The sequence below is a fragment of the Kitasatospora sp. NPDC101108 genome, assembly GCF_055584725.1.
Window position 1 is genome coordinate 211,236 of sequence record NZ_JBVJLM010000003.1, and the last position, 24,477, is coordinate 235,712.

Consider the following 24,477-nt stretch of genomic DNA (forward strand, 5'->3'; position numbering starts at 1 on the left):
GGGGGCGTCCTTCCACGAAGCGAGGTCGGGGACGACCTGGCGGACTGAAAACAGCGAGAACAGCGAACGAGATCGGACAGGGGTTCACCGGGCCGGGCTCACCGGTGCGAGCCGGCCCGGCCGAGCACCGCCCAGCCGTGGGCCAGCAGCACCGCCGCGACCGCTCCACCGCCCAGCAGGACGGCCGACGGCCAGGGGCGGCCCAGCGCCAGCAGCACCGCCGCGGCGGCGGGGCCGGCCACGGCGCCCAGCGCGGCAGCCGCCGACCGGCCGCAGCGCGCCAGCAGCGCGGGCAGCACCAGCAGCAGGCCCAGCACGCCCTGCGCCGCCCACGCCGTGGCGCCGGCCCGTTCGGCGGCCAGATGCAGCAGCCCGCCGCCGTGGCCGGGCCCGGGCCGCGGCGCGACGACCGCGAGCACGGCCAGCGCGGCGTAGGTCAGCACCCCGAGCACCGCCAGGTGCAGCGCCACCGCGACCGGCAGCACCGGCCGCATCCGGGCCCGGAACTCGGCCAGCGTGCGGGCCGCCCCGAGGTGCCCCAGGCCGACCCGGCGGTACCAGCGGGCCGCCCGCTCGGCCGCGCCCGCCGACGCGGCGGCGGCCGGCACCAGCGCGGCGGCCAGCGGCCGGTCCGCGCCCGGCGCCACCAGCGGGAGCAGCAGCAGCGCGGCCAGGCCCAGCCCGTACCCGAGCGCGGCGGGACGCCACCGGGAGCCGGCCGGCCCGACCGGGGCGCGCAGCGGACCGAGCTCCGCCGAACGGGCCGCTCCGCACGGCGCCGGGCCCGGTTTGGCCGGGGGCGGCGCGGTCAGCGCCGGCAGCAGCACCAGCGGGACGGCGGCGGGCAGCAGCACCGGCCAGCGGGCGCCCAGCGCCACCACCCCGGCGCAGGGCAGCACCGCCAGCGCGGCGGCGGTCAGCGCCGCCCGTCCGGCGGCCCCGTCCCGCCGCTCCTCGGACGGCTCCGGCCCCGGCGGCCGCCGGGGCACCCGCGCGTACAGCTCCTCGGCCAGCGAGAACAGGTCGGTGTGCCGGCAGCGCGCGGCGGCCTCGGGGCCGAAACCGGCCTCCTCCAGCCCGGCGGCGATCTCCAGCGGGTCGACGGCGCGCTCGCACAGCTCCCGGTGCTGGGCCATCACCTCGCGCACCGGGTCGGCGCTGGCGCCGCCGACCGCCGGGCCGGGCATCAGACGGCCTCCGCGAAGGCCGGGCCGGCGGGTCTCGTCGGCCCGGGCCGGGCTCCGGCGGTGGTCCCGAGGCCGACCGGCTGCCCGGGCCCGTCGTCGGGCGGCCCGGAGTCCCCGGCGTCCGGGTCGGCCCGGTCGTCCCGGTCAGCCCGGTCAGCCCGGTCGTCCCCGTCGGCCCCGTCGGTCGGCTCGTCCTGCCCGTCCCGGCCGCGCGGGCCGTCGGCGAGCCAGTACTCGGCGGGGCGGGCGAACGGGCGCGGGGTCCGGCCGCCCTCGCCTGCGCCGCCGCCCTCGGGGAAGGCGGGATACTGCGAGACCAGCTCCAGGTAGATCTCCCGGAAGGCGCCGATCACCGGCTCGACGGCGAAGCGTTCCTGCGCCCGCAGCCGTCCCGCCAGGCCGAGCCGGGAGCGCCGCTCCTCGTCGCGCAGCAGGGCCAGGCAGGCCCCGGCCAGGGCGCGCGGGTCGCGGGCGGGCACCAGCAGTCCGGTCGGGCCGACCACCTCGCGGGCCACCCCGACGTCGGTGGCGACCACCGCGCGGCCGCTGAGCATGGCGTCGACGAGCAGCCGGGGGCTGCGCTGGGAGAGCGCGGAGAAGACGGCGAGGGTGCCGCCCTGCCAGGCCTCGGCGAGCGAGCCGGGCCGCCCGGCGAAGTCGACCGCCCCGGCCACCCCCAGCCGCTCGGCGACCGCCGCGCAGTGCGCGAGGTAGCCGGGGGCGGTCTCCTCGCCGTGCACCACCAGGCGCGCCGCGGGCAGTTCGGCCCGGACCCGGGCGAAGGCGTGCAGCATCAGTTCGGTGTCGCGCCCGGGCTCCAGCGCGCCCGCCCAGACCAGGGTCGGCCGCGCGGGCTCCGCTCCGGCCGCCGGGCGGTCCACGGCCGGGGTGCCCTCGTACACCACCCGGGTGCGCGCCGGATCGGCCCCGCAGCGGCGCTGCCACTGCTGGTCGTGGGCGCTGCCCGGGGTGAGTATCGCGGCCTGCCGGTAGGTCTCCTCGGTGAGCGCCCGGAAGAAGGACAGCAGCAGCGCCCGGACCGGCGTGGGGGTCCCCCCGGCCGAAGGCTGGGGGAGGTACGGCGCCTCGTGACTCGCCCGCTCGCCTCCGGGCGCGCGAACCCGATGCCGACGGTCGTCGCTCCGGCACTCGTCCCTCGCTTGTCGCTCCTCGCTTTCGGCACCGGCGCCCCCTTCGGCTCGGGGCGGGTAGCCGAGGTACTGCTCGCGCAGGTGCAGTCCGTGCTCGGTGAGCACGAACGGCACCCCGTGCAGGTGCCGGGCGACCAGGGCGGGCAGCGCGGCGGGGCCGCCGCCGACCACGTGGCAGAGGTCGGCGCCGCCGAGGCCGCCGGGCCCGGTGCCGTACCAGGGCGCGGACAGCGGGCGCAGGCACTGCTCCAGCAGGTCGGCGGCGACCAGGACGTCGCGGACCAGCGGCTGTCCGGCCGAGGTGTCGGCGCCGGGCAGCCGCCAGCTCCGCTCCAGCACGCGGCGGGCGTGGTCGGAGGCGAGGAAGGCGGGCAGGGTGCCCCCGTCCTCCCGGGCCAGCGCGGCCAGCCGGTACAGCCCGGCCCCGAAGCCGGCCCGCTCCCCCGGCAGCACCAGGGCCCGCACCAGCTCCTCGTACGCCCGGGCGTACTGGCGTCTGCGCAGCGCCCCGGGGGCCCGGCCGCGCGGGCGGGGGCCCCACAGCGCCAGGTCGTGGGCGCCCCGCCAGGCGGGCGAGAGCCGCCGGACGGGCCCGAGGCCGGCCGGGCCGGTCAGCAGGTGGAGCTCGAACTCGTGCTCCGGCATGCCCTCGGCCAGCCGGTCGCACCAGGCTCCGGCGCCACGGTCGGGATGCGGACGGGCACCCTCGGTGAGCAGGGCGACGCGCACGGGAGACCTCCTCTGGTTGCTACCCCCTCCGAGGGGCTACCGGAGCCGCGGGGCCGTACGCCGGGACCCGTGCTGTTGCCCGCCACCCACCGAGTGGTCCGGTGTCTGCGGCTCTCCCCCACACCTGTTCGGTCCGGCAGCAGAACGGTAGGACCGGCCTCCGGTCACCCATCGCTCACATGCCTGCGTGCCACCTGAACGAGTGAACCGCCGTGACCTCGCCCGGAACCGGGGCGTTAGCGGGCGCTATACGCGGAGGTCTCCCCGCCCGCTCGGCGGGCGCCGGCCGCGATCAGCTCGCGCACGGCCCGGGCGACCGCGTCGGGGTGCTCCATCATCGCGACGTGCCCGGACTCGGGAAGCACCAGCAGCCGGGCGTCGGCGAAGGCCGCGCAGGCCCGGCGGGCGGAGCGGTAGGCGACCAGCTTGTCGCGCAGCCCGTACACCAGCAGCACCGGCGCGGTGACCTGCTCGGCCTGGCGCCACAGCGCCTGGTCGCCGCGCTCGGTGTACGCGGAGACGATGCCGCGGGCCGAGCCGACCAGGGCCGTCATCGCGTGCGGCAGCTCCGTCCGGCGCCGGTACTCGGCCACCGCCTCGGCCCGGGCGACCGCGCTCAGGCCGGCCGGGTCGCCGTAGACCAGGCGCAGCAGGTCCTCGGCGGCCGCCTCGGCGTCGCGCCGGCCGCCGGGCAGTCGGCGCAGCAGCGCGGGCACGCCGGGCACGGCGAGCAGGGCGGTGGACCAGGCGGTGCGCTGCGGGGGCAGTTCGGGCAGGGCGGGCGAGACCAGGGTGAGGGTGCGGACGAGGTCGGGGCGCAGCGCGGCGAGGCGGACGGCGACGGCGCCGCCGAGCGAGTTGCCGAACAGGTGGACGGGGCCGCGGCCGGAGGCCTCCAGGTAGCCGATGACGGCGCGGACGTGGCCGGAGAGGCTGAGGTTGCCGTCGGCGGGCGGGTCGGAGTGGCCGAAGCCGGGCAGGTCGACGGCCTCGCCGTCGACGAGGCCGGAGAGCCGGTCCATGAGGGCGGTCCAGTTGGCGGCCGAGCCGCCGAGTCCGTGCACGAAGAGCCCGGGCTCGCGCCCGTCGGCGCCGTCGGCGGCGATCCGGGGCGCCCCGGCGGGCCGGTGCACCGCGAGCACCGCGCCGGGGACCTCGACCGTTCGTACCTGCTGCTCAGCGCTGCTCATGGTGGACGATGGTAGTGAGCCCCGGACCTGGGGCGGTGCGGGGTGGTGCGGCTGTCCCATCCCTCGTCACACCACTGCCGAGGCCGAGGTCAGCGCCGTATTGTGGGCTCCTGACAAGGGGCCGGGCAGCTTTTCTCGCCTCCGCGGGACGCGGACGCGATGACCGAAAAGTAGAATCGGCCCTCTTGCCAGCCCCGAAAAAGTCCGAAGTGAGGAGCGCCGTGACGGCCATCCAGGAGGCGCAGGAGCGCCCGCGCGGTGCCCGCCTGCCGCGAAGCGCCCGCCGTGAACAACTGCTCGGTGCCGCCCAGGAGGTGTTCGTCGCGCAGGGCTACCACGCGGCCGCCATGGACGACATCGCCGACCGCGCCGGGGTGAGCAAGCCGGTGCTGTACCAGCACTTCCCCGGGAAGCTGGAGCTCTACCTGGCGCTGCTGGACAAGCACTGCGACGCCCTGGTCGAGTCGACCCGCGAGGCGCTGGGCACGACCACCGACAACAAGCTGCGGGTGGCCGCGACGATGGAGGCGTACTTCAACTACGTCTCCAGCGAGTCGGGCGCCTTCCGGCTGGTGTTCGAGTCGGACCTGACGAACGAGCCGGCGGTGCGCGAGCGGGTGGAGCGGGCCTCCGAGGCGAGCGCGACGCTGGTCAGCAAGGTGATCCAGGAGGACACCGACCTGCCGGAGGCGGAGTCCAAGCTGCTGGCCGCCGGGGTGTGCGGCCTGGCCCAGATCACCGCCCGGTACTGGCTGTCGCAGGGCCGGGAGATCCCGCGCGACGAGGCGGTGCGGCTGGTCGCCAGTCTGGCCTGGCGGGGCCTGAAGGGCTTCCCGATGCACCCGGGCGACGCCGCCGCGGACGGTTCCGCTCAGCGCTGACGATCCGCTGACCTTCGCCGGAGCGGTGATCGGGTGCTCTATGGTGAAGCCGTACGGCGCGGTCGCCGCGAACGCTTGTTCCAGGCGGTCGGGTGCCCGCGCGTGGAGGCTGCAACCCCGGAGGGACGGAAGCCGTGGAGGTCAAGATCGGCGTGCAGAACGCGCCGCGCGAGATCGTGATCGAGAGCTCGCAGACTGCCGATGAGATCGAGAGCGCGGTCGCGAAGGCGCTGGAGGGCTCCAGCAAGCTCTTCTCGCTCACCGACGAGCACGGCCGCCGCGTCATCGTCCCGGCCGAGCGCCTGGCGTACGTGGAGATCGGCGAGCAGGCCGCCCGCAAGGTCGGTTTCGGCACCCTCTGAGGCGCCGCCGCTCATCCTTCGGTGCCCCGTTCCCTCCCGGGAGCGGGGCACCGTCGTGTGTACGGGCGGATCGGCCGGGGTACGGCGAACAGGGACGGCACCGGTGCCGTACGCCCGTCCCCCCGGGAGGCCGCCTTGCTGGTCGAAACGATCGTCTTCGCGCTGGTCGGACTGGTCGCGGCCGCGGTCGCGCTGCTGGCCCTGCCGGGGTACTTCCGGGCCTCCCGCCCGGCGGTGGCGGGGACGGCGCTGGCGGCGGCGCTGCTGGGCGGGGCGGTCGCGCACTTCTGTCTGGGCGGGCGCCACCCGGTGGTCGCGGTCGCGTTCTCGGCGCTGGCCGCGGGTGTGCTCACCTCGCTGCTGGCCCGGCCGGACCTCGCCGCCGGGCGGGCCCCGGCGCACCGGCACCACCCGCACCGGCCCGGTGCCCACCGCGCGCCGCGGCGGCACCGGCCGGCCTGAGGCCCGCCGCTCGGCGGACCCTGCGCCCGGTGCGCCCGTCGCTCAGGAGGCCAGGCCGAGGGCGGCCATCCGCTTGGTGTGCGCCTCGGTGATCCGGTTGAACATCTTGCCGACCTCGACCAGGTCGAAGCCCTGCACGTGGACGCCGCCGACCAGCAGGTTGGACAGCGCGTCCCGCTCGGCGACGACCCGCTGGGCCTGGCTGAGCGCCTCGCCCATCAGCCGCCGGCCCCACAGCGCGAGCCGGCCGCCGGCCCGCGGGTCGGCCTCGATGGCCCGGCGGACCTTGTCGACGGCGAACTGGCCGTGGCCGGTGTCGGACATGACGCCGAGGACCAGCTCGCGGGTGTCGTCGTCCAGCCGGACGGCCACCTCGCGGTAGAAGTCGGTCGCGATGGCGTCGCCGACGTAGGCCTTGACCAGGCCCTCCAGCCAGTCCGAGGGCGCCGTCATCCGGTGGAACAGCTCCAGCGGCTCGACGAAGGGGCGCATCGCCTCCTGCGGGTCGGCGCCGATCTCGGCGAGCCGGTCGTGCAGCCGCTGGTAGTGCTGGAACTCGGCGGAGGCCATCCGGGCCAGCGCCGCCTTGTCGGCGAGGTCGGGCGCCAGCTTGGCGTCCTCGGCGAGCCGCTCGAAGGCGCTGAGCTCGCCGTACGCGAGCGCGCCGAGCAGATCCAGCACCGCCGCGCGGTAGCCCGGCTCGGCCGAGCACGTGGCCCAGTCGCCGATCGAGCCGGCGCCGTCCTGCGTCTCACCATGGGTCTCCATGACCCGCCACCTTAGTCCCGCCCGGCCACCCGCCCCGCCACCCGGCACACCCGGGTGACCTGCCGGATCGGCCGGTCCCGGGCCGGTCGCCGGGGGCGATGTCAGACGCGTCACGTGTTCGAGTCGTCGCCTGACTGTATGGTGGTACGGAGCCCCGTCGTGTTCGCACGGTGTCGCCGCCGTCTCGGTGACCCGCACGAGCCCGCTCCGAAGCGGCGCCGTCCCCCCGGGACGTGTCCGCACCGGAGGCACGGGTACTCACGTACGCGGATGCCCGGTCGGAGAGCCGATCGGCTCCGACCATGGCTTGGACCCCAAGCCTTGGCACCGCATCAGTGGCCGAGCGAGGGCCGCCGAGACCACGCCCACCTGGCGGAGGTCCCGCGCAGGTCCCTCACGGGAACCCTCCCCGACGCCGCCGGCGACGCGCCCCGCCATCGGGCCGCGCGCACCGGCCGGCCGCAGGGACCGGCGCGGTTGTGCGTCCGCGCAGCTGTCATCAGGGCCGCCAGGCCCGTATTGCAGCCGCGCGGCTGCCCGCCCGCCGCTCGCTCTCGGCCCCTCCGAAAACGGAAGAGGCAGCACCCTGTCCACCACCGCTGAACCCATCAAGACGACGTTCCGGGAACTCGGGATCCTCCCGGAGACCGCCGAGGCGCTCGAATCCGTCGGCATCGTCCATCCCTTCCCGATCCAGGAGATGACCCTCCCGGTCGCGCTGACCGGCCACGACGTCATCGGCCAGGCCAAGACCGGCACCGGCAAGACCCTCGGCTTCGGCCTCCCGCTGATCGAGCGGGTCACCGTGCGCGCCGACGTGGACGCCGGCCGGGCCACCGAGGAGCAGCTCACCGACTTCCCGCAGGCGCTGATCGTCGTCCCGACCCGCGAGCTCTGCACCCAGGTCACCAACGACCTGCAGACCGCCGGCAAGGTCCGCAACGTCCGCGTCCTCGCGGTCTACGGCGGCCGGGCGTACGAGCCGCAGGTCGAGGCGCTCACCAAGGGCGTCGACATCGTGGTCGGCACCCCGGGCCGCCTGCTGGACCTGGCCGGCCAGAAGAAGCTGAACCTGTCCAAGGTCCGCGCGCTGGTCCTGGACGAGGCCGACGAGATGCTCGACCTGGGCTTCCTGCCCGACGTCGAGAAGATCATCACCATGCTGCCGGCCAAGCGGCAGACCCTGCTGTTCTCGGCCACCATGCCGGGCCAGGTCATCAGCCTCGCCCGCCGGTACATGAGCCAGCCGACCCACATCCGGGCCACCGCCCCGGACGACACCGGCACGACCGTCGCCAACATCGAGCAGCACATCTTCCGTGCGCACTCGCTGGACAAGGTCGAGATGGTCTCGCGCATCCTGCAGGCCGACGGCCGCGGGCTGGCGATGATCTTCTGCCGCACCAAGCGCACCGCCGCCGACGTCTCCGACCAGCTGACCCAGCGCGGGTTCGCGGCCGGCGCCGTCCACGGCGACCTCGGCCAGGGTGCCCGCGAGCAGGCGCTGCGCGCCTTCCGCAACGGCAAGGTCGACGTGCTGGTCTGCACCGACGTGGCCGCCCGCGGCATCGACGTCGAGGGCGTCACCCACGTCATCAACTACCAGTGCCCGGAGGACGAGAAGACCTACCTGCACCGGATCGGCCGCACCGGCCGGGCCGGCGCCTCCGGCACCGCCGTCACCCTGGTCGACTGGGACGACATCCCGCGCTGGCAGCTGATCAACAAGGCGCTGGACCTGCCGTTCAACGAGCCGGAGGAGACCTACTCCACCTCGCCGCACCTGTACGAGCTGCTGAAGATCGCGCAGGGCACCAAGGGTGTGCTGCCGCGCTCGGAGCGCACCCGGGCCGGGCTCGGCGCCGAGGAGATCGAGGACCTCGGCGAGACCGGCGGACGGGGCTCCCGCTCCGGCCGTGGTGGCCGTGGCGGGCGCGACGGGCGCGACGGCTCGGGCCGCCCGGCCGTCGAGGCCCCGGCGGCGGAGGAGAAGCCGCGCCGCACCCGTGAGCGCCGCCGCACCCGCCGTGGTGCGGAGGTCGCCGAGGGCGCGGCCGCCGCGGTGACCGAGGCGGCCCCGGCCGTCGAGGGCGCCGAGGGCGACACCGCTCCGCGCCGCCGTCGCCGCCGCTCGCGCGGTGGCGCCGGGGCGGGCGAGACCGCCCCGGTGGCGACCGAGGCCGTGGCGACCGGGTCCGCGGCGGAGGTCGTGGCCGAGGCTGCCGCGGTCGTCGCGGCCGCCGTGGTCGCGGCGGAGCCGGTGGCCGAGGAGAAGCCGCGCCGGACCCGCACCCGCAAGCCCAAGGCCGAGGCGGAGGCCGTCGAGGCCGCCGCGGTCGTCGAGGCTCCCGCCGAGGCCCCGGCCGAGGAGAAGCCGCGCCGGACCCGCACCCGCAAGCCCAAGGCCGAGGCGGAGGCCGTCGAGGCGGCCGCGGTCGTCGAGGCTCCCGCCGAGGCCCCGGCCGAGAAGAAGGCCACCCGGACGCGGACCCGCAAGCCCAAGGCGGAGGCCGTCGAGGCCGCCCCGGCGACCGAGGCCCCGGCCGAGGAGAAGCCGGCCACCCGGACCCGCACCCGCAAGCCGAAGGCCGTCGCCGAGACCGCCCCGGAGGCCCCGGCCGCCGAGGCCCCGGCCGCCGAGGTGCCGGCCCCGCGCAAGCGCACCCGCGCCCGCAAGGCCGCGGCCACCCCGGAGACCACTCCGGAGGGCTGACACACCCCACCCCCGAGGGGGCGGACCGGGTTCGGACGACCCGCTCCGCCCCCTCGGGCGTTTCCGCCCCCGGCCGCCCCCGGCCGCCCCGGGGCGACCCTCCGCCGCGACACGGGCCCCGGTGCCGGCATCCCGGCTGGCGGGGCACGGCGCCGGGACGGCATAGGCTCGGGACGTCACCTGTCGCGGGAGGAAGCCGTCCATGAGTACTCCGCCGTTCCTGACCCTGCCCGACTGCGCCCGGGCGGAGCGCGTGGTGACGGCGCGGGGCGGGTTCGCCGCGTTGCGGGCGGAGCCGGCCGGGCCGGTGCGCGGGTCGGCGCTGCTGGTGCCGGGGTTCACGGGCAGCAAGGAGGACTTCATCGCGCTGCTCGAACCGCTGGCGGCCGCCGGGTACCGGGTGACGGCCGTGGACCAGCGGGGCCAGTACGAGACCGGCGGGCCGGACGACCCCGCGGCGTACACCGTCGACGCGCTGGGCGCCGACGTCCGGGCGCTGACCGACGTGCTCGCGCAGGACGGCCCCCTGCACCTGCTGGGGCACTCCTTCGGGGGCCAGGTGGTCCGGGAGGCGGTGCTCGCGGCGGCCGCCGAGGGCCCGCTGCCGTGGCGTTCGCTGACCCTGATGGCCACCGGCCCGGGGCCGATCGACCCGGCCGAGGCGGCCCGGACCAAGTTGCTGCTGGACGTCCTGCCGGTGATGAGCCTGGAGGAGATCTGGCAGGTGATGCGGCAGATGGACGAGAGCGGCGGGGAGCCGAAGCCCGTCCTGGAGCCGGCCGTCGCGCAGTTCCTGCACCGCCGCTGGGTGGCCAACGTGCCCCGGGCGCTGGCCGTCACCGGCGGGCACCTGGTGGCCGCGCCGGACCGGGTGGACGAGCTGGCCGCGGTGACGGCCGGGGCACTGCCGGTGCTGGTGCTGTCCGGGGAGCGGGACTACGCCTGGCCGGTGCCGGAGCAGAGCGGCATGGCGCAGCGGCTGGGTGCCCGCCGGGTGGTCGTCGCGGACGCGGGCCACTCCCCCAATGCCGAGCAGCCGGCCGCCACCGCGGAGGCGCTGGCCGCGTTCTGGGCCTGAGCGGCGCCGCCCGACCGCAGACCCACCCGGAGTGGTCTCTACCACTTTCGGCAGTCCGACCGGTCCTGGCGCAGGACAAAATTCGTTAGTTACGGTAATCTTTGATTCTGTCCGGGAATCATCGCCGGCCCGCACCCGGGTACCGATCAGCGAAACCCGGACGTTACGGACGGGCAACGGCCCAGTAGCACCGCCACGGCACCGTGGTTCACGAGGCATTGGACGCACCAGGCAAGCAGGGGGAGCCCTTGCCGCAGCAGACCGCCGCACGTACGACCCGCCCGGTCCGGCTCCAGCGCCGGATCCGCAGGACCCCGAAAGGGCTGATACCCACTCAGCCGCAATCGCCCCGCACGCCGGGGCCCGGAAAGGAGACGCCCATGACCAAGCCCATGCGCTTCGAGATCCTCCGACTGGACGACGCCGACGGCTCCGCGACCGACCGCGTGATCGCCGACGCCGAGACCGTCCGCGAGTTCGTCCAGGACGCCGCCCGCACCGGCGAACGCCTGCTCATCCGCCCGTGCCCGACCGTCTGACCCGGCGCGGCGCCTCCGACCGGGAGGCCTCACCCGCCGCCGACGAACCGGGCGCGTCCGATCCGGACGTACCGATACCCGACTGACGCCCCGTCACCGCGATCGCCGATGACGGGGCGTCAGTGCGTCCGGCCCCGGGCCGAACCCGGCACCGCCCCGATCCCCGGACGTTTGCCGCCACCCGCCACGGGACATCCCCCAACGGGAACCGCCGCCCGCGCGCACCCCACCCGCGCCGGCCGGTCGTCCAGCACCGACAGGTGCCGCCGAGCCGTCCGTACGGGTGATCGTCCTTGACGCGGCGGTCCGGAGGGAGGAGCGTTGTCGGCTATGAGGGGCGAGCCAAGCTGCCCGAGGTGCGCCGGTCGGGTCCGCGCCCCCGGTCTTTTTTCGGACACCTGGCAGTGCGACCGGCACGGAGCCGTGCACCCGATGCAGCCCGTGCTGCCCCCGAGCGTGGAAGCCCTGGGTGTCGCCGTCGCCCGCTCGCAGGTCCCCGTCTGGCTGCCCTGGCCGCTCCCGGTCGGCTGGCTCTACACCGGCATCGCCCACGTCGGCGACGACGTCTCGGGTGCCCGGGCCACCGCCGTCGCCTGCTCCGGGCCCGCCCCGCTCGGCGGCTTCGGCGAGCTGGTGCTGGTCGCCGAGGAGCTCGGGGTCGGGCTCGGCGCCCGCTACGCCGGACTCCCCGGGCCGGACCCGGGCGATTCGGTCGGCCTGTACAAGCCCGCCGACGCCAAGCTGATGGCCGCCGGGCGGCCCACCCCGATGTTCCACGTCCCGGACGCCCCGGTCGACCGCGCGGTGTTCGTCGGCGAGGCCCGCGGGCTCTGGCTCTGGGCGATCGCCTGGCCCGAGCAGTCCGCCCTGGTGATGTACGACGAACTGGTGCTCACCGACCTGCGCGAGGCCGGCGCCGAACTGGACCTGCTGCCCTGCGGGGCGCTCTCCCCCCGGCTGCTGGGCTGACCGCGGGAGACCCGGACGGCCTATCCTGGGCGGCACCCACGAGCTTCCAGGAGTCCGCCCCGTGCGCATCGACCTGCACGCCCACAGCAACGCCTCCGACGGCACCGACAGCCCGGCCGAGCTGGTCGCGGCGGCGGTCGCGGCCGGCCTCGACGTGGTCGCGCTGACCGACCACGACACCGTCGCCGGCCTGGCCGAGGCCGCCGACGCGGTGCACGCGCTGGCGGACGGCGCCCGGCTGGCCGTCGTCCCGGGCGCCGAGCTGTCCTGCGTGGTGGACGACGTCAGCATGCACCTGCTCGCCTACCTGTTCGACCCGGAGGAGCCGGAGTTCGCGCGCGAGCGGGAGCTGGTGCGCACCGACCGGTTCCGGCGCGGCCGGGCGGTCGTCGAACGCTGCCGGGAGCTCGGGGCGGACATCAGCTGGGAACAGGTGCAGCGGATCGCCGGGGCCGGCTCGGTCGGGCGTCCGCACATCGCCAGCGCGCTGGTCGAGGCGGGCCTGGTGGCCACCGTGTCGGACGCCTTCACGCCGGACTGGCTGGCCAACGGCGGCCGGGCGGACGTCCGCAAGCACGAGACCGACCCGGTGGCGGCCGTCCGGCTGGTCCGGGCCGCGGGCGGGGTGCCGGTGTTCGCCCACCCCGGCGCGGTCAAGCGCGGCCGGACGGTCCCGGACCAGGTGATCGCCGACCTCGCGGCGGCCGGGCTGGCCGCGCTGGAGGTGGACCACACCGACCACGACGAGGGGACCAGGAGGCGGCTGCGCGGTCTGGCGGGCGACCTCGGTCTGCTGGTCACGGGCTCCAGCGACTACCACGGCGGCCGCAAGACCGTCCGGCTCGGCGAGCACACCACCGACCCGGAGGTGTACGAGGCGCTGCTGGCCCAGGCCACCGGCGCGAAGCCGATCGTGCGCTGACGGCGCGTGGGGCGGCGCTCCGGCGTACCGGAGCGCCGCGAGGGCGTGCCGACGGGGCCGTACGCCCCACCCCGGACGGGCCCGGGGTCAGTCGAGCTTGACGCCCCGGCGCTGCGGGTCGCGCAGGTCGGTGCCGTGCTCCAGCCAGCGCTCCTGGAGCGCGGCCGCGCCGTGCACCCGCTTCCAGCCCGCCTCGTTGGGCGTCATCGGCAGCAGCGGCAGGAAGCGCACCGGCTCGGCGGGCTCGGCCAGTTCCAGGTCCTCGACCAGGCCGCCCGGCTCGGCGGCCAGCACCGAGGTGAAGGGGGCGCCGTCCCACAGCGGGGCGCCGAGGTCCAACGAGCCGCCCGGGGCCACCACCAGGCCCTCGACCTGGGGGGTCGCGGCGAAGGTGGCGAGGCTGCGCAGCACGCCGTCGCGTCCGCCGCGCACCGTCAGCACCAGTTCGGCGCGCGGTCCGCGCAGCTGGTCGGCGACCGGCGAGGTCGGGTCGGCCATCGGGGCGGCGGACATCCCGAGCGTCGCGTAGCGGACCAGGCCCTCGGCGTCCGGGCCGAAGCGCAGCACCTCGATCCGGTCGGTGCCGAGGAAGGTGACGGCGGCGCGTCCGCTCGGCTCACCGAAGGTGGTGATCAGCCGGGCCTCGACGGCGGCCAGCACCGCCTCCCGGGAGAGTTCCGGGGAGCTGCCGCCGTGGGGGTCGCCGAAGGACGGGAAGTCGTGCGCCATGCCGGTGAGCGTAACCCGCGCGGCCCCGGCGTCCGCGCGGGGGCGTACGGGCGAAGGGCCGGGAAACCCGGGGGTGCCGATGCTCGGTCAGATGTTAGGGTGAGTGATTGGCCACCGGGATCGTTCGTCCCGGGGCGGCGGCGCGAAGGAGGTGGTTGCGGTGGATACCGGCCGACCATGCAGTACCGGCAGCTCTGCCCGGCCCCGACTTCCCCGTATTCCTCGCCTCGCAGGCCTCGGCGGCTGATCCAGCCGTAGTGGCCCGGGCGCGGCTCGGCGGCGGACGGACCGGCCGGGAGAGCACCCCTCGTCCCCTTCACCGGTGTTCCGCGCCGTCGCACCACGGCTCTGCCCCGCGGCCCCTCCGCGCCGCCGTGCGACGGCTCCTTCCCAGGGAGCCTGCCATGTCGATGATCAACAGCCTGCGTGCCGCCGTCCGCACCAACCGCCGCCGGGGCGCCACCGGGGCGTACGACGCCGTGCCGGAGGGCAGCGGCTCGGCGGTCGTGGACTGCGCGGTGTACCAGCACGGCCGGCGCAACGGGGAGTCCTGCAGCCCGCGCGAGGCCGCCCGCCGGGTCAAGGCGGCGCACCAACTCCCGGACAGTGAGGGGTCGTTCAGCTGGATCGGGCTGCACGAGCCGACCGAGGCCGAGTTCGAGGGCATCGCCCAGCGCTTCGGCCTGCACCCGCTCGCGGTGGAGGACGCGGTGCACGCGCACCAGCGGCCCAAGGTGGAGCGCTACGACGACGTCCTGTTCGCCGTCTTCAAGACCATCCGCTACGTCGAGCACGACCAACTCACGCCCACCAGCGAGGTGGTGGAGACCGGCGAGCTGATGGTCTTCGCCGGGCGGGACTTCGTGATCACCGTGCGGCACGGCGGCCACGGCTCGCTGCAGGAGCTGCGGCACCGGCTGGAGGCGGACGCGGACGAGGCCGGGCTGCTCGCCAAGGGGCCGGCCGCGGTGCTGCACGCGATCGCCGACCACGTGGTGGACAACTACCTGCTGGTCGCCGAGCGCCTGCAGAACGACGTGGACGAGATCGAGTACGGCGTCTTCTCGGCCAAGGGAGCGCGCAGCGCGGACGTCGGCCGGGTGTACCAACTCAAGCGCGAGGTGCTGGAGTTCAAGCGCGCGGTGGTGCCGCTGCTGCGTCCGATGCAGCAGCTGTCCGAGCCGTTGCAGCGGCTGGTGGACCCGGAGATGCAGAAGTACTTCCGGGACGTCGCCGACCACCTGGCCCGGGTCACCGAGCAGGTGCACGGCTTCGACGAGCTGCTGAACTCGCTGCTGCAGGCGAACCTGGCGCAGGTGTCGGTGGCGCAGAACGAGGACATGCGCAAGATCACCGCCTGGGCGGCGATCTTCGCGGTGCCCACCATGATCACCGGCGTGTACGGCATGAACTTCGACTACATGCCCGAGCTGCACCACAAGTACGGCTACCCGATGGTCCTCGGCGCGATCGCGCTGATCTGCGTCGGGATGTACCGGGGCTTCCGCCGCAACGGCTGGCTGTAGCCGGCCGCTGTCCGGGCCCCGGCACCCGTCCACCGGCACCCGTCTACCGGCGCCCGCCGCGGGCGACCAGGACCAGGCCGAGCAGGATCAGCACCACCGCCGGGTAGGCGGCCGCCGGGGGCCACTGGCCGAGCCACAGGGCGGCGATCAGGGCCGCGCCCGGGGTCTCCAGCAGGATCGCGGTGGAGGTGATCGACGGGCCGAGGTTGCGCACCACCCGGTTGCTCAGCGAGTGCCCGAGCAGCTGCGCGGTGACCATCAGCAGCACGATCTGCCACCAGGCCCCGGCCGACCAGCCGGACAGCCGCGTCCCGGTGGCCACGCAGATCACCAGCAGGCCGACCGCCGTGGTGGCGTAGCAGACCAGGGTGTAGGCGGTGGTGCTGACGGTCCGGCGGACCTCGGCGCCCAGCAGCATGTACCCGGCCGCGGCCAGGCCCGCGGCGAGGGCGAGCGCGTCGCCGAGCAGCGCGCGCGGGGACATCGAGAGGTCCACGCCGGTCAGCACCAGCACGCCGGCGAAGGCGACGACCGTGCCGAGCCAGACCATCCGCGGCGCGCGGACACCGAACAGCCGCATCAGCAGGATCGTCCACAGCGGCGTGGTGGTGACCAGGGCGGTGGCGGAGGCGACCGAGGTCATCCGCAGGCTGGGCATCCAGAGCGCGAAGTGCACCGCGAGCAGCGCCCCGGCGGCGACCGCGAGCAGCAGCGCCCGCCGGCCGATCCCGCGCAGTTCGGCCCGGTGGCGCAGCAGCGCGTACGGGCCGAGCGCACCGACCGACATGACGTTGCGCCAGAAGGCGATGGCCAGGGCGGGCGCGGCGGTGGCGGAGATCAGCGGGCCGGAGAGCGAAATGCCGCCGATGGAGACGGCGAGCAGCAGCAGGTCGAGGGTGGGGAGCGGCTGAGCGGGCCGCGGGTCGGCGGCGCCGGCAGGGGCAGGGGCAGGGGCGGTCGCGGGCCGGGCGGCGGGCACGGCGCTCCTTAGCTGGTCGCGGGGGCGGGCGGTCATACGGTAAGGCCCGTGGCCCGCCAATGGAACTGTCGCCCGGAGGTTGAGACGTCCACCGGGGCTTCCGTGGACACCCGAGGGGGCTTCCGACGGGTGTCCGACGGCCCTTCGCCGGGCGTCCGGCGGCCTGCGCGGACCTCCGCCCGACGGGCGGGGCCCGGAGCCCGTACGCTGTGCGCCATGGACCGCAACTCCGCCGCCACGACCGCCGACGACTTCCTCGACCAGGCCCTCCTGGAGGAGGCCGCGAAGAAGTCCGGACTGCTGTGGGTGCGCGCGGACGGCGAGTCCGAGGCCCGCCCGCTGTGGCACGCCTGGCACGACGGCGCGGTGGTGGTGGTCGGCGGGGGCGCCGAGCAGCCGCTGCACGGCCTGACCGCCGGCGCCGGGGCCGTGGTCACCGTGCGCAGCAAGGACAAGGGCGGCCGGCTGACCGGCTGGAGCGCCGAGGTCGTCGAGCTGGCGCCGAACGGCGAGGCCTGGCTGGGCGCCGTCGAGGAGCTCAAGGGCAAGCGGCTGAACGCGCCGGACACCGACGCGATCGCCGAGCGCTGGGCGCGCGAGTGCCGGGTGCTGCGGCTGCAGCCGGCCGGTGCGCTGACCGAGCGCCCGGGCGCGATGCCGGACGGCTCGCACGCCGCCCGGCCGATGCCCACCCCGGCCACCACCCGACGGCCGATCCCGGCCGGGCTGCCCAAACTGCTCTTCAAGCGCCGCTAAAGGTTCACGCCCGGGACGCCTGCCGCCGCTAACGTGCCCCACCGGGCCGGGAGTACCCCGCGCGGGTAGCCTTGGCCGAACGTGCGCCCCGGCGCATGCCGGACGGAGTCGAGCGAGTCGAGGGAGTTCATGGCAGGGCCAGGCACCCGGGTCTTCATCTCCCATCTCTCCGCCGTCGCGGTCTTCGACCCGAACGGCGACCAGGTGGGGCGGGTCCGGGACGTGGTCGTCTCGCTGCGCCTGGGCGGGCGCCCGCCGCGGGTGCTCGGTCTGGTGGTCGAGGTCGTCGGCCGGCGCCGGATCTTCCTGCCGATGACCAGGGTGACCAGCCTGGAGTCCGGTCAGGTGCTCACCACCGGCCTGATCAACCTGCGCCGCTTCGAGCAGCGCCCGTCCGAGACCCTGGTGCTGGCGGAGCTGCTGGACCGCACCGTCACCTGGACCAAGACCGGCGAGGACGTCACCGTGCTGGACGTCGGCATGGTGCAGACCCGGCTGCGCGAGTGGGAGGTCAGCAAGGTCTTCGTCCAGGTCGGCCGGGCCTCCCGGCTGCGCAAGGGCAAGGGCGAGCGGCTCACCCTCGACTGGCAGGACGTCACCGGCTTCTCGCTGCCCGAGCAGGACCAGGGCGCGGCCAACCTCCTCGCCACCTTCGAACAGCTGCGCCCGGCCGACCTCGCCAGCGTGATGCACCACCTGTCCGCCAAGCGCCGCGCCGAGGTGGCCGCCGCGCTGCCCGACGAGCGGCTCGCGGACGTCCTGGAGGAGCTGCCCGAGGACGACCAGGTCGAGATCATCGGCAAGCTCCAGGAGGAGCGGGCGGCGGACGTCCTGGAGGCGATGGACCCGGACGACGCCGCCGACCTGCTCTCCGAGCTGCCCGGCGACGAGGCCGAGCGGCTGCTCGGGCTGATGGAGCCCGAGGAGGCCGCGCCGGTCCGCCGCCTGCTGTCCTACGAGGAGGACACCGCCGGCGGTCTGATGACCACCGAGCCGATCGTCCTGGAGCCGGACGCGACGGTCGCCGAGGCGCTGGCCCGGATCCGGATCCGCGACCACAAGCCCGCGCTGGCCGCCCAGGTGTACGTCTGCCGGCCGCCGAACGAGACCCCGACCGGCAAGTACCTGGGCGCGGTGCACTTCCAGCGGCTGCTGCGCGAGCCCCCGTACGTCCTGGTCGGCGAGCTGGTGGACGACGACCTGGACGCGCTGCCGCCGGACACCCCGCTGTCGCTGGTCACCAGCTACCTGGCGACGTACAACCTGGTGGCCGCGCCGGTCGTGGACGAGGCCGACCACCTGCTCGGCGCGGTGACCGTCGACGACGTGCTCGACCACCTGCTGCCCGACGACTGGCGCGACGCCGCGCTGCAGGCCGGGGACGACGACGGAGAGGAGCTGCACGGTGGACGGTGACCGCAACGCACGGCCGAGCGACTCCGCGCGCCGGCGCCTGCAGGGCGAACTGCGGGAGCTGCGCCAGCTGCGCGAACTGCGCGCCCGCGAGCGCGGCGGCGGCCGGGACCGCCTGGAGACCTCCCCCATCACCGGCTCCAACCGCGCCCGGCTCGACCAGCCGCGCACCGCCCGCCCCGGCCTGATCACCCTGCCGTCCTACGACCCCGAGGCCTTCGGCGTGCTGTCGGAGCGGATCGCCCGCTTCCTCGGCACCGGGCGGTTCATCGTCTGGATGACGGTGTTCGTCGTCGTCTGGATAGGGTGGAACACCCTGCTGCCGGCCGGTGTGCGCTTCGACGAGTACCCGTTCATCTTCCTCACCCTGGCGCTGTCGCTGCAGGCCTCGTACGCGGCGCCGCTGATCCTGCTGGCGCAGAACCGGCAGGACAACCGGGACCGCGTCAACATGGAGCAGGACCGGGCCCGCAGCGACCGCAACATCGCCGACACCGAGTACCTGGCTCGCGAGGTCGCCGCCCTGCGGCACGGGCTCGGCGAGGTGGCGACCCGCGACTTCATCCGCTCCGAGCTCCAGTCGCTGCTCAAGGAGATCGACGAACGACGGGACGCCTCCGAGTCCTTGTGACCGGCGGCACGCTACCGACCGGTTAAGCAGTTCGCCCGGCGCCGTACCATCAAGGCATGGCCAACGAGACAGAGGTCGCGGCCGGCGTCACGGAGGACTCCGTACGCCAGGCGCTGGCGACCGTCAACGACCCGGAGATCAACCGCCCGATCACCGAGATCGGCATGGTGAAATCGGTCGAGATCGCCGAGGACGGCGCGGTGCGCGTCGCGGTCTACCTGACCGTCTCCGGCTGTCCGATGCGCGACACCATCGTCACCCGGGTCCGCGAGGCGGTCGGCAAGGTCGCCGGCGTGACCGGCGTCGAGGTCGAACTCGACGTGATGAGCGACGAGCAGCGCAAGGAGCTCTCCCAGCTGCTGCGCGGCGGCGCCCCCGAGCGGGAGATCCCGTTCGCCAAGCCGGGCACGCTGACCCGGGTCTACGCCGTCGCCTCCGGCAAGGGCGGTGTCGGCAAGTCCTCGGTGACGGTCAACCTGGCGGCCGCGATGGCCGCGGACGGGCTGAAGGTCGCCGTCGTGGACGCCGACATCTACGGCCACAGCGTGCCCCGCATGCTGGGCGTCGAGGGCCGGCCCACCCAGGTCCAGGACATGATCATGCCGCCGCAGGCGAACGGCGTGAAGGTCATCTCGATCGGCATGTTCACCCCGGGCAACGCCCCGGTGGTCTGGCGCGGCCCGATGCTGCACCGCGCGCTCCAGCAGTTCCTCGCCGACGTGTGGTGGGGCGACCTGGACGTGCTGCTGCTGGACCTGCCGCCCGGCACCGGCGACATCGCGATCTCGGTGGCGCAGCTGGTCCCCAACGCGGAGATCCTGATCGTCACCACCCCGCAGATGGCCGCCGCCGAGGTGGCCGAGCGGGCCGGCACCATCGCGGTGCAGACCCACCAGAAGATCGTCGGCGTGATCGAGAACATGTCCGGCATGCCGTGCCCGCACTGCGACGAGATGATCGACGTGTTCGGCACCGGCGGCGGCCAGACCGTCGCGGACGCGCTGACCCGCACCGTCGGCGCGACCGTGCCGGTGCTCGGCTCGATCCCGATCGACGTCCGGCTGCGCGAGGGCGGCGACGACGGCCGTCCGGTCGTGCTCGCCGCCCCGGACTCCCCGGCCGGCGCCGCCCTGCGCGCCGTGGCCGGCAAGCTCGGCGGCCGCCAGCGCGGGCTGTCGGGGATGTCGCTCGGGCTGACGCCCAAGAACAAGTTCTGACGGACGCGCCGAGGGGCCGGGTGGTGACCACCCGGCCCCTCGGCGCGTCCGCAGGCGGCAGGGCGCGTCGGGCACGCCCTACGGCCGGGTGTAGCCGCCCAGGTCCGGGACGGTGGAGAAGCCGATGCCGTAGGCGCTGACGCCCCGGCCGTAGGCACCGAGCAGCACGCCGGGGGCCTCGCCCGCGAGCACCCAGCCGTACTCGGACTCGCGGTAGCGGAAGGGCTGCGGCAGGCCGTTGACCGGCAGGCTGAGGGTGGACCAGCCGGGGCCGGCCAGGTCGTCCGCGAGGTCCCACGCGAGGGTGCTCTGCTGGTCCAGCCAGTCCTGGCGCAGCGTCCGGTCCAGTTGGCCGGGCCAGGTCGCGGCGAGCAGGCCGGAGCCGGCCAGCCAGGCGGCGGAGGAGGCGGAGGTCGCCTCCAGGGTGCCGGTGTTGTCGGCGCTGCGGCGGCTGTCCCGGCGGGCCACGGTGACCACGACGGCGAACTTCCGCACGTCGCGCGGCTCGAACTGCTTGGCCGGCTCGTCGCCGTGGCCGAGGGTGCCGTAGTCGACGCCGGCCGCCCCGGCGCGGGGGCCGCCGACGCCGGCCTGCATCAGGAAGCGGCGGCCGGTCCAGCCCTCGTCCAGTCCGTACCAGGGGAAATCGGCGGACAGGTAGGGCAGCAGCGGGTCCGCCGGGCCGGCCTGCCCGCCGACCACCGGGCCGCCGGCCGTGGCCGTCGCCCCTCCCGCCTGACTCGTCGCGTCCATCCCCGGGCCTCCTCAAACGCACGTGTGCCTGCCGTGGCGCGCTCCCATGGTGGCGCACCTCGGCGTTCCCGGGGGCCGTTCCTGGTCCGCGCGGACGCGGATGTGACGGACGGCTCAGCGGGAACAATCAGCACAATAGCGGCGCACACGCCGCCGCCCCGCTCAGCCGGGCGGCCGGGCGGGGCGGCGGCGTCGGGTGCGCACCCGGTGCGCTCAGGTGGCGTCGGGATCGAACGGGGGCCGCTCGCCGGGCTGGAGGGGGGCGCCGGCGGAGGCGGGCGCCGGGGCGGCCTTGTCGAAACTCACGCTGCCCGCACGGCCGTTCACCGGCGCCGCGGGCTTGTCGTCCAGGACGGAGCGGATGTCGAGCGACTCCTTCATGCCCTTCAGGCCCAGCGGGTCCTGCTCGTCACCCATCAGCTGCTTGCGAACGAAGGTCTTGGGGTTGAGGTCCTCGAACTCGAAGTCCTTGAACTCCGGGCCCAGCTCGCTGCGGATGTCCTCCTTCGCGTTGTCGGCGAAGGAACGGACCTTCCGGATGAAGCCCATGGTGTCCTGGATCAGCTTCGGCAGCTTGTCGGGGCCGAAGATGATGATCGCCATCACGATCAGGGTCAGGATCTCCAGCCCACCTACATCGCTGAACAACCTCTGCTCCCTAGCTCGTCGGACGACGGTTCCTACAGGGTAATGGCCACCGGCGGGTCCCTGGTCCACGGCGGGATGAAACCGTGGTAAAGACCGGCCGATGGCCCGGGGCGGAAGCTGTTCTAGCGGATCTGCTGGCGCAGGGCGGCGACCTCGCCCGGGAAGCGCTCCGGCGAGGAGGACGGGTTCGCCGCGCGGGTGGCGGCCACCGGACGGGCCGGGAAGTCCACCGGGATCGGCGCGGTCATCGGGACCAGGCCGGCGCGGCCGCTGGTGCCGCTGCCGCCGACCGGGCTGACCGTGGTGCCGTGCTGCTCCTCGCCCTGGGTGAGGCCGCCGACGCCGCCGAGGGTCACCGCGGCGACCGAGAAGGCGCCCGCGGCGGCGAACACCAGCCGGCGCCCGCGGGCCGCCGAGGGGCGGACGGCGGCCACGGCGGGCTGCGGCCGCGCCGTGGCCTCGGGACGGGCGGTGCGCCGCCCCATCAGCGGCCGCAGCACCGAGCCGCGGCCGAAGGCGCGCGGGTCCACCCCGGGCACCGGGGCGTCGGCGCCGAGCGCGCCCGCGCCGAACGAGGCGCCGGCCCCGCGGCCGAAGGAGCCGCCGGTGAGCCGGCTGCCGCCGAAGGTGCCGGCGGAGGGGACCCCGCCGCCGGGCAGGTCGTCGTCGTCGCGGCCGCGCCGGGGCGGCCAGCCGGCGTCCGCCGGGGCGTCCTCGGGCAGGTTGCCGACGGCCATCAGCCGGGCCATCAGCGCGGAGGAGGGGCCGGGGGTCTCGGTGCGGGTCAGCAGGTGCTTGACGGACCGGCCCTCGTCGGCCTCGGCCTTGCACTGCGGACAGGTCGCCAGGTGGGCCAGCACCCGCTCGCGGGAGTCGTGGCCGAGTTCGCCGTCCAGGAAGGAGGACAGCCGGTCGCCGAGGTGGTGCTCCTCGGCCGGGGGTTCGGCGGGCCGTACGGGCACCGGGCGCAGTGCCGTGTCGGCGGGCAGCGGGACGGCGGGCAGCACGGGGTCACCGGGTTCACCGTCCGCCGGTTCCCCGGCGCCGCGGCGGCCCGGCAGGGCCCAGCCCCGCCAGGTCGAGGACCGTTCGGACGCATCCGAACGGTCCGGACCGGACCGGCTGGTTCCGCTCACGATCGCCTCCGTCCGCGCCCGCCCGGTGCGGCCGCGACCTCGGCGACGGCGCCCACCGGCACCGGCTCCTCCGAGCCGCCGCGGCGCTCGCGGCCCGGCGCCGAGCCGGGGGCCCGGTGCTTGAGCGCGGCGCGCAGGTGGGAGCGGCCGCGGTGGATGCGGCTGCGGACGGTGCCGAGCTTGACGCCCAGCGTGGCGGCGATCTCCTCGTAGGACAGGCCCTCGATGTCGCAGAGCACCACGGCGGCGCGGAACTCCGGGGCGAGGGTGTCCAGGGCCTGCTGCACGTCGGCGTCGAAGTGGGTGTCGCTGAAGTGCTGGGCCGGGCTGGGCTCGCGGGAGGCGAGCCGCTCGGCCGCGTCCTCGCCGAGCGCGTCGAAGCGGATGCGCTGGCGGCGGCGGACCATGTCCAGGAACAGGTTGGTGGTGATCCGGTGCAGCCAGCCCTCGAACGTGCCGGGGGTGTAGGTGGACAGCGAACGGAACACCCGGACGAAGACCTCCTGGGTGAGGTCCTCGGCGTCGTGCTGATTGCCCGTCAGTCGGTAGGCGAGGCGGTAGACGCGGGCGCTGTGGGCCTCGACGATCTCCTCCCACGTGGGAGGGGTCCAGGTCTGCGCGTCGGGACCCTCGGCGAAGGTCGCGAGGACAGGGGCCTCGGTGGTACCGGCGGCCGGCGTCTCGGCGGCGGGCTGGTCCAGGTCGGAGTGCGCAGGCTGGTTCATCACGGGCTTCGGCGTACGGGCCGACGAGGTGCCGCGGAAGTGCCGCCGCACAGGGACGTCGCCCTCGGCCACACCTCCTCGGTCGGCTCTTCTGCCCAGCAGGGCCACCACCATATCCACCTCACCCGTCAAGCCCGGATAAAAGTGCCCGGGAGGCCTTGTGCACCCGGTCCTCAGTGACAACGGCCCGCCGCCGTACGCGGTTCCCGCCCGGCCAGTAATCTGTGGCAGGAAATATCGACATCCCTCCGCGCCGGGCCGCCGCCCGGGGCTCCGAAAGAGGCAGCCATCAGCGAGTTCGGGCCCGCGCGCGCGGCCCTCGCCGACACCTACGTGGGCGAGGACGCGGTGCTGACCTACGCCCGGGCGCAGTCCGCGCGCACCGGCATACGGGCCATCGGGCCGAGCGGCGGGGCGTGCCTGCGGCTGCTGGCCGCGGCGCTGGACGCCAAGGCGGTGGCCGAGATCGGCACCGGCACCGGGGTGTCCGGGGTCTACCTGCTGCGCGGGATGCGGCCCGACGGCGTGCTCACCACGGTGGACTCGGAGCCGGTGCGCCAGCAGCTGGCCCGCGAGGCGTACCAGGCGGCCGGGTTCGCGGCCAACCGCTCGCGGTTCATACCGGGCCGGGCCCTGGAGGTGCTCCCCCGGCTCGCCGACGGCCAGTACGACCTGGTGTTCTGCGACGGGGACCCGGCCGAGTCCCGCGAGTACCTGCTGGAGTCGCTGCGGCTGCTGCGGCCCGGCGGGATGGTCTGCTTCGAGGGGGTCTTCCAGGAGGGCCGCCTCGCCGAGCCGGAGCTGCAGGACCCGCAGACCGGCGCCGTGCGGGACCTGGTCCGGGACGTGCGGGAGAGCGAGGCGCTGCTGCCCGCGCTGCTGCCGGTCTCGGACGGGCTGCTCTGCGCCGTCAAGCGCTAGGACAGGCCCTGGCCGCACCGTCCGCGGAGAACGCGCGGGCCCGGGCCGACATGACGTCGTACCCGGGCCCGGCGGTACGTCTCCAGGAGACG

At 75.4% G+C, this 24,477-nt stretch carries 24 protein-coding genes; 14 read left to right on the forward strand and 10 right to left on the reverse strand.

From position 1 onward, the window contains the following. Positions 1-98: 98 nt before the first annotated feature. The 3 genes from ACZ6Z8_RS09245 to ACZ6Z8_RS09255 all read right to left on the reverse strand — a co-directional run bounded on the left by ACZ6Z8_RS09245 (position 99) and on the right by ACZ6Z8_RS09255 (position 4,257). Complete coding sequence (locus ACZ6Z8_RS09245) at positions 99-1,187, reverse strand: hypothetical protein (RefSeq protein ID WP_465607780.1); 1,089 nt, start codon at positions 1,185-1,187, stop codon at positions 99-101. Next, positions 1,187-3,067, reverse strand: a complete 1,881-nt coding sequence (locus ACZ6Z8_RS09250) for a DUF3492 domain-containing protein (RefSeq protein ID WP_465607782.1) — start codon at positions 3,065-3,067, stop codon at positions 1,187-1,189. Before ACZ6Z8_RS09250 ends, ACZ6Z8_RS09245 begins: the two co-directional genes overlap by 1 nt. A gap of 236 nt (positions 3,068-3,303) precedes the next feature. Next, positions 3,304-4,257, reverse strand: coding sequence for an alpha/beta fold hydrolase (locus ACZ6Z8_RS09255; RefSeq protein WP_465607784.1), 954 nt, complete (start codon positions 4,255-4,257; stop codon positions 3,304-3,306). A gap of 221 nt (positions 4,258-4,478) precedes the next feature. On the opposite strand from ACZ6Z8_RS09255, the gene ACZ6Z8_RS09260 reads away from it, so the two are divergent. The 3 genes from ACZ6Z8_RS09260 to ACZ6Z8_RS09270 all read left to right on the forward strand — a co-directional run bounded on the left by ACZ6Z8_RS09260 (position 4,479) and on the right by ACZ6Z8_RS09270 (position 5,962). Continuing rightward, the gene (locus ACZ6Z8_RS09260; protein WP_465607786.1) at positions 4,479-5,138 is read left to right on the forward strand and encodes a TetR/AcrR family transcriptional regulator; all 660 of its coding nucleotides are present in this window, start codon (positions 4,479-4,481) and stop codon (positions 5,136-5,138) included. A 134-nt stretch (positions 5,139-5,272) separates the two neighbouring features. Then, positions 5,273-5,500 carry a DUF3107 domain-containing protein gene (locus ACZ6Z8_RS09265; RefSeq protein ID WP_402812354.1) on the forward strand — a complete coding sequence of 76 codons (228 nt, stop codon included), beginning with the start codon at positions 5,273-5,275 and terminating at the stop codon, positions 5,498-5,500. 135 nt (positions 5,501-5,635) lie between these two features. Then, positions 5,636-5,962 carry a hypothetical protein gene (locus ACZ6Z8_RS09270; RefSeq protein ID WP_465607788.1) on the forward strand — a complete coding sequence of 109 codons (327 nt, stop codon included), beginning with the start codon at positions 5,636-5,638 and terminating at the stop codon, positions 5,960-5,962. A gap of 42 nt (positions 5,963-6,004) precedes the next feature. Here the strand turns inward: ACZ6Z8_RS09270 and ACZ6Z8_RS09275 are convergent, their stop codons facing one another. Further along, a complete protein-coding gene (locus ACZ6Z8_RS09275; RefSeq protein WP_465607789.1) occupies positions 6,005-6,730 on the reverse strand; it encodes a ferritin-like fold-containing protein in 726 nt (241 codons plus the stop codon). A 700-nt stretch (positions 6,731-7,430) separates the two neighbouring features. On the opposite strand from ACZ6Z8_RS09275, the gene ACZ6Z8_RS09280 reads away from it, so the two are divergent. The 5 genes from ACZ6Z8_RS09280 to ACZ6Z8_RS09300 all read left to right on the forward strand — a co-directional run bounded on the left by ACZ6Z8_RS09280 (position 7,431) and on the right by ACZ6Z8_RS09300 (position 12,951). Further along, a complete protein-coding gene (locus ACZ6Z8_RS09280; protein WP_465607791.1) occupies positions 7,431-9,443 on the forward strand; it encodes a DEAD/DEAH box helicase in 2,013 nt (670 codons plus the stop codon). Positions 9,444-9,645: 202 nt separating this feature from the next. Further along, positions 9,646-10,521, forward strand: a complete 876-nt coding sequence (locus tag ACZ6Z8_RS09285; protein ID WP_465607793.1) for an alpha/beta fold hydrolase — start codon at positions 9,646-9,648, stop codon at positions 10,519-10,521. Between the two features lie 380 nt (positions 10,522-10,901). Then, entirely contained in the window at positions 10,902-11,060 is a 159-nt protein-coding gene (locus ACZ6Z8_RS09290; RefSeq protein WP_380412455.1) for a hypothetical protein, read from the forward strand. Positions 11,061-11,390: 330 nt separating this feature from the next. Beyond that, positions 11,391-12,029 (forward strand): DUF6758 family protein, encoded by a 639-nt coding sequence (locus ACZ6Z8_RS09295; RefSeq protein ID WP_465607794.1) that lies wholly within the window; start codon positions 11,391-11,393, stop codon positions 12,027-12,029. 61 nt (positions 12,030-12,090) lie between these two features. Beyond that, the gene (locus tag ACZ6Z8_RS09300) at positions 12,091-12,951 is read left to right on the forward strand and encodes a PHP domain-containing protein (protein WP_465607796.1); all 861 of its coding nucleotides are present in this window, start codon (positions 12,091-12,093) and stop codon (positions 12,949-12,951) included. A gap of 87 nt (positions 12,952-13,038) precedes the next feature. Here the strand turns inward: ACZ6Z8_RS09300 and ACZ6Z8_RS09305 are convergent, their stop codons facing one another. Further along, the gene (locus ACZ6Z8_RS09305) at positions 13,039-13,680 is read right to left on the reverse strand and encodes a suppressor of fused domain protein (RefSeq protein WP_465607798.1); all 642 of its coding nucleotides are present in this window, start codon (positions 13,678-13,680) and stop codon (positions 13,039-13,041) included. A gap of 404 nt (positions 13,681-14,084) precedes the next feature. On the opposite strand from ACZ6Z8_RS09305, the gene corA reads away from it, so the two are divergent. Beyond that, positions 14,085-15,206 carry a magnesium/cobalt transporter CorA gene (gene corA / locus ACZ6Z8_RS09310; protein WP_465607800.1) on the forward strand — a complete coding sequence of 374 codons (1,122 nt, stop codon included), beginning with the start codon at positions 14,085-14,087 and terminating at the stop codon, positions 15,204-15,206. Positions 15,207-15,249: 43 nt separating this feature from the next. On the opposite strand, the gene ACZ6Z8_RS09315 is transcribed toward corA, so the two are convergent. Further along, a complete protein-coding gene (locus tag ACZ6Z8_RS09315) occupies positions 15,250-16,221 on the reverse strand; it encodes a DMT family transporter (protein ID WP_465607802.1) in 972 nt (323 codons plus the stop codon). A gap of 180 nt (positions 16,222-16,401) precedes the next feature. Here ACZ6Z8_RS09315 and ACZ6Z8_RS09320 point away from each other — a divergent pair, with 180 nt between their 5' ends. The 4 genes from ACZ6Z8_RS09320 to ACZ6Z8_RS09335 all read left to right on the forward strand — a co-directional run bounded on the left by ACZ6Z8_RS09320 (position 16,402) and on the right by ACZ6Z8_RS09335 (position 20,202). After that, positions 16,402-16,941: a hypothetical protein gene (locus ACZ6Z8_RS09320; protein ID WP_465607803.1), complete on the forward strand. Its 540-nt coding sequence runs from the start codon at positions 16,402-16,404 to the stop codon at positions 16,939-16,941. A 129-nt stretch (positions 16,942-17,070) separates the two neighbouring features. Then, entirely contained in the window at positions 17,071-18,357 is a 1,287-nt protein-coding gene (locus ACZ6Z8_RS09325; protein WP_465607805.1) for a magnesium transporter MgtE N-terminal domain-containing protein, read from the forward strand. A 49-nt stretch (positions 18,358-18,406) separates the two neighbouring features. Beyond that, a complete protein-coding gene (locus ACZ6Z8_RS09330) occupies positions 18,407-18,985 on the forward strand; it encodes a DUF1003 domain-containing protein (RefSeq protein WP_465608421.1) in 579 nt (192 codons plus the stop codon). 56 nt (positions 18,986-19,041) lie between these two features. After that, the gene (locus ACZ6Z8_RS09335; protein ID WP_465607807.1) at positions 19,042-20,202 is read left to right on the forward strand and encodes an Mrp/NBP35 family ATP-binding protein; all 1,161 of its coding nucleotides are present in this window, start codon (positions 19,042-19,044) and stop codon (positions 20,200-20,202) included. A 78-nt stretch (positions 20,203-20,280) separates the two neighbouring features. Here ACZ6Z8_RS09335 and ACZ6Z8_RS09340 read toward each other — a convergent pair whose 3' ends face one another. The 4 genes from ACZ6Z8_RS09340 to sigE all read right to left on the reverse strand — a co-directional run bounded on the left by ACZ6Z8_RS09340 (position 20,281) and on the right by sigE (position 23,578). Continuing rightward, the gene (locus ACZ6Z8_RS09340; protein ID WP_465607809.1) at positions 20,281-20,955 is read right to left on the reverse strand and encodes a hypothetical protein; all 675 of its coding nucleotides are present in this window, start codon (positions 20,953-20,955) and stop codon (positions 20,281-20,283) included. Between the two features lie 213 nt (positions 20,956-21,168). After that, positions 21,169-21,603, reverse strand: coding sequence for a sec-independent translocase (locus ACZ6Z8_RS09345; protein WP_465607810.1), 435 nt, complete (start codon positions 21,601-21,603; stop codon positions 21,169-21,171). Between the two features lie 122 nt (positions 21,604-21,725). Continuing rightward, complete coding sequence (locus ACZ6Z8_RS09350) at positions 21,726-22,739, reverse strand: zf-HC2 domain-containing protein (protein ID WP_465607812.1); 1,014 nt, start codon at positions 22,737-22,739, stop codon at positions 21,726-21,728. After that, positions 22,736-23,578, reverse strand: a complete 843-nt coding sequence (gene sigE / locus ACZ6Z8_RS09355; protein ID WP_223886262.1) for an RNA polymerase sigma factor SigE — start codon at positions 23,576-23,578, stop codon at positions 22,736-22,738. Before sigE ends, ACZ6Z8_RS09350 begins: the two co-directional genes overlap by 4 nt. 174 nt (positions 23,579-23,752) lie before the next feature. On the opposite strand from sigE, the gene ACZ6Z8_RS09360 reads away from it, so the two are divergent. Further along, the gene (locus ACZ6Z8_RS09360; protein WP_207809516.1) at positions 23,753-24,385 is read left to right on the forward strand and encodes an O-methyltransferase; all 633 of its coding nucleotides are present in this window, start codon (positions 23,753-23,755) and stop codon (positions 24,383-24,385) included. Positions 24,386-24,477: the final 92 nt, after the last annotated feature.